The sequence below is a fragment of the Streptomyces azureus genome (assembly GCF_001270025.1).
Classification (GTDB): Bacteria; Actinomycetota; Actinomycetes; order Streptomycetales; family Streptomycetaceae; genus Streptomyces; species Streptomyces azureus.
The window spans coordinates 1-4,307 of the sequence record NZ_DF968484.1 but is presented as its reverse complement, the minus strand read 5'-3'; the positions used below and the strand labels follow the sequence as shown (position 1 = coordinate 4,307).

The 4,307-nt window shown below is 70.2% G+C and carries 5 protein-coding genes; all 5 read right to left on the bottom strand.

Annotation, left to right across the window (positions count from 1 at the left end; translation table 11 throughout):
• On the bottom strand, positions 1–418 hold a 418-nt coding region (locus AOQ53_RS36890; RefSeq protein WP_408055226.1), incomplete at its 3' end, for a uridine kinase family protein.
• 3 nt (positions 419–421) lie between these two features.
• Complete coding sequence (locus AOQ53_RS47885; protein WP_330219382.1) at positions 422–649, bottom strand: hypothetical protein; 228 nt, start codon at positions 647–649, stop codon at positions 422–424.
• A 315-nt stretch (positions 650–964) separates the two neighbouring features.
• The gene (locus AOQ53_RS36885; protein WP_059424120.1) at positions 965–1,849 is read right to left on the bottom strand and encodes an aldehyde dehydrogenase family protein; all 885 of its coding nucleotides are present in this window, start codon (positions 1,847–1,849) and stop codon (positions 965–967) included.
• The gene (locus AOQ53_RS36880; protein WP_059424118.1) at positions 1,842–3,278 is read right to left on the bottom strand and encodes an aldehyde dehydrogenase family protein; all 1,437 of its coding nucleotides are present in this window, start codon (positions 3,276–3,278) and stop codon (positions 1,842–1,844) included. The genes AOQ53_RS36885 and AOQ53_RS36880 overlap by 8 nt, the downstream gene beginning before the upstream one ends.
• Positions 3,279–3,283: 5 nt before the next feature.
• The gene (gene deoC, locus AOQ53_RS36875; protein ID WP_059424116.1) at positions 3,284–4,246 is read right to left on the bottom strand and encodes a deoxyribose-phosphate aldolase; all 963 of its coding nucleotides are present in this window, start codon (positions 4,244–4,246) and stop codon (positions 3,284–3,286) included.
• Between the last annotated feature and the right edge of the window lie 61 nt (positions 4,247–4,307).

Sequence of the window (4,307 nt, the reverse complement as noted above, 5' to 3'; positions counted from 1 at the left end):
CGGCGAAGATGCCCTCCGCGATGAACAGCGAGGTACGCCCGATGTCCACGGTCTCCGTGCCGGTGCGGGCGCTCAGCGCGATGTCGTAGAGGGGGACGTCCGTACGGCCCGTGCGGCACAGCCGGGTGATCGCGGCGACGGCCGTGTCGGCGTCCCACGACTGCGGATGGTCCCAGTCGATGTCCGAACTCCCCGCCACCAGCGGAAGCGTCGGGTCGTCGCCCTCCTTGTAGAAGTCGTCGAGCCGCAGCACCGGGAGGCCGGAGCGGGCCGCGAGGAGGGACTTGCCGGAGCCGGATGGGCCGCAGAGCAGCACGACTCGCGTCGGTAGGGGCAGAGGGGAACTCACGGGACACCAGTGTGAGGCATCCGGCGGGGGCCGTACGACCCCGCGGGCCGCTTGTGATGCGCGCGTCACATCTCAACCACCACCCTTTGTGTCGAATCGATTACCCAGTGCATCGGAAGGTGGCGGCGATGGCTCGCATGCGAGCCGCGGTGACACGAGGACCAACCGCTCCTCGGTGCCGCGTGGCGGCTGCTGGCCGAATGCCGGGAACGCCGTCGGGAGAGGTGTCTCCGCGAGGTCCACGACGTCGGCGCGCAGATCGTCGCGCTGGCCGAGGTTGGTCAGTCGCTTCGTCACCACGGGCGCGAAACGTCCTTCACGGGTCGAGCCGACGGGGACGGCGATGGACCAGCGGCGACGAGACGCGTCAGGCGCTCGCCCCGCAGATGCGCTACCTGATGGGCGCGGGGCGATACCCGGCATTCGAGCAGTACGCCCTCAGCGCGACCCCAAGGACGACCGGCCCGGGAGTTGGTGTTCGGCCTCGACTGCGTGCTCGACGGCATCGCACAGAGGCTCGGCATCTGACCGGGAGGCGTGCGCGCACGAGAGAAGCCCCGGCCCTCCCGGACGGGGGAGGGGCGGGGCTTCCGCTGTGAGGGGCGCCTAGGGCGCCTAGTACGAGGAGCCGGACGCGCCCAGTGACCCCGTGGGGTGCCAGACCGTTTTCGTCTCCAGGAACGCCGTCATGCGGTCGATGCCGGGAGTCTCCGCGTAATCCACAGGCTGTGGACGGAGAACGCGCTTGAGGTTGTCGGCCGCGGCGATCTCCAGTTCCTTCGCCAGGGTCTCGTCGGCGCCCGCGAGGTCGATCGCGTTGACGTCCTGGTGGGCTGCCAGCGGGGCCGCGATCTCCGCCGTGCGGCCCGACAGGACGTTGACCACGCCGCCGGGGACGTCCGAGGTGGCCAGCACCTCGGCGAGGGACAGGGCGGGGAGCGGGGACTTCTCGCTGGCCACCACGACCGCCGTGTTGCCGGTGGCGATCACCGGGGCGAGCACCGACACCAGGCCCAGGAAGGACGACTCCTGGGGCGCCAGGACCGCGACCACGCCCGTCGGCTCGGGGGAGGACAGGTTGAAGAACGGGCCCGCGACCGGGTTGCCGCCGCCGACCACCTGGGCGATCTTGTCGGTCCAGCCCGCGTACCAGACCCAGCGGTCGATCGTGGCTTCCACGACCGCCGCCGCCTTGGACTTCGACAGCCCCTCGGCGTCGGCCACCTCGCGCGTGAACTGGTCGCGGCGGCCCTCCAGCATCTCCGCGACGCGGTAGAGGACCTGGCCGCGGTTGTACGCCGTCGCCCCGGACCAGCCGCCGAACGCCTTGCGGGCGGCCACTACCGCGTCACGGGCGTCCTTGCGGGAGGACAGGGGCGCGTTCGCCAGCCACTTGCCCTTTGAGTCCGTCACGTCGTACACCCGGCCGCTCTCGGAACGCGGGAACTTCCCGCCGACGTACAGCTTGTAGGTTTTCAGAACGGTGAGCCGATCAGACATCGAGGTACGCCTCCAGGCCGTGGCGGCCGCCCTCGCGGCCGAAGCCCGACTCCTTGTAGCCGCCGAACGGCGACGTCGGGTCGAACTTGTTGAACGTGTTGGACCAGACGACGCCCGCGCGGAGCTTGTTCGCGACCGCCAGGATGCGGGAGCCCTTCTCCGTCCAGATGCCGGCGGAGAGGCCGTACGGCGTGTTGTTGGCCTTGGCGACCGCCTCGTCCGGGGTGCGGAAGGTCAGCACCGACAGCACCGGGCCGAAGATCTCGTCGCGGGCGACGGTGTGCGCCTGGGTGACGTTCGTGAAGAGCGTCGGGGCGAACCAGTAGCCGCTCTCCGGCAGTTCGCAGGCCGGTGACCAGCGCTCGGCGCCCTCCGCCTCGCCCTGCTCGACGAGCGAGGTGATGCGCGTGAGCTGCTCCTCGGAGTTGATCGCGCCGATGTCGGTGTTCTTGTCCAGCGGGTCGCCCAGGCGGAGGGTCGACAGGCGGCGCTTGAGGGAGTCGAGGAGCTCGTCGTGGATCGACTCCTGGACCAGCAGGCGGCTGCCCGCGCAGCAGACCTGGCCCTGGTTGAAGAAGATGCCGTTCACGATGCCCTCGACGGCCTGGTCGATCGGGGCGTCGTCGAAAACGATGTTGGCGCCCTTGCCGCCCAGTTCGAGCGTGACCTTCTTGCGGGTGCCGGCGACCGTGCGGGCGATCTCCTTGCCGACGGCCGTGGAGCCGGTGAAGGCGACCTTGTCCACGTCCGGGTGGGCCACCAGCGCCGCGCCCGCGCCGCCGTAGCCGGGGAGGATGTTGACGACGCCCTTCGGCAGGCCCGCCTGGCGGCAGATGTCCGCGAAGAACAGCGCCGAGAGCGGGGTGGTCTCGGCCGGCTTCAGGACGACCGTGTTGCCGGTCGCGAGCGCCGGGGCGATCTTCCACGCCAGCATGAGCAGCGGGAAGTTCCAGGGGATGACCTGGCCCGCCACGCCCAGCGGCCGCGGGTTCGCGCCGAAGCCGGCGTGGTCGAGCTTGTCGGCCCAGCCCGCGTAGTAGAAGAAGTGCGCGGCGACGAGCGGGAGGTCGGCGTCCCTCGTCTCCTTGATGGGCTTGCCGTTGTCCAGCGTCTCCAGGACGGCCAGCTCCCGGCTGCGCTCCTGGATGATCCGCGCGATGCGGAACAGGTACTTGGCGCGCTCCGAACCGGGCAGCGCCGACCACTTCTCGAAGGCCTTGCGGGCGGCCTGCACCGCGCGGTCCACGTCCGCCTCGCCGGCCTGGGCGACCTCGGAGAGGACCTCCTCGGTGCTCGGCGAGACCGTCTTGAAGACCTTGCCGTCGGCCGCCTCCACGAACTCGCCGTCGATGAACAGGCCGTACGAGGGCGCGATGTCGACGATCGAGCGCGACTCGGGCGCCGGGGCGTATTCGAATACCGATGCCATGGTGATCAGTCCACCGTCACGTAGTCGGGGCCGGAGTAGCGGCCGGTGGCCAGCTTCTGGCGCTGCATCAGCAGGTCGTTCAGCAGCGAGGAGGCGCCGAAGCGGAACCAGTGGTTGTCCAGCCAGTCCTCGCCGGCGGTCTCGTTGACCAGCACGAGGAACTTGATGGCGTCCTTGGTGGTACGGATGCCGCCGGCCGGCTTCACGCCGACCTGGATGCCGGTCTGTGCCCGGAAGTCACGTACCGCCTCCAGCATGAGGAGCGTGTTCGCCGGGGTCGCGTTGACGGCGACCTTGCCGGTGGACGTCTTGATGAAGTCCGCGCCCGCCAGCATCCCGAGCCAGCTCGCACGGCGGATGTTGTCGTACGTCGACAGCTCGCCGGTCTCGAAGATGACCTTCAGGCGCGCGGACGTGCCGCAGGCCTCCTTCACGGCGATGATCTCGTCGTACACCTTCAAGTATCGGCCCGAGAGGAACGCCCCGCGGTCGATGACCATGTCGATCTCGTCGGCGCCCGCGGCGACGGCCTCGCGCACGTCGGCCAGCTTGACGGTGAGCGGGGCGCGGCCGGCCGGGAAGGCCGTGGCGACGGAGGCGACCTTCACGCCGGAGCCGGCGACGGCCTCCTTGGCCACGGCCACCATGTCGGGGTAGACGCAGACCGCGGCCGTGGTGGGCGTCGTACGGTCGGTCGGGTCGGGCTGGACCGCCTTCGCGCCGAGAGCCCGGACCTTGCCCGGGGTGTCCGCGCCTTCCAGCGTCGTCAGGTCGACCATCGAGATGGCGAGGTCGATGGCGTACGCCTTCGCGGTCGTCTTGATCGAACGGGTGCCGAGGGAGGCCGCACGCCCCTCCAGGCCGACCGCGTCGACACCGGGGAGCCCGTGGAGGAAGCGGCGCAGCGCGCTGTCGGACGCGGTGACGTCCTTGAGGGGGTGAGCTGCGGTGAGTGCAGAACTGGGCATGGTCACCAGACGAGCATATCTACGCGCGTAGCGGCTGTACAGACCCCGGGTTCCCTTAGGT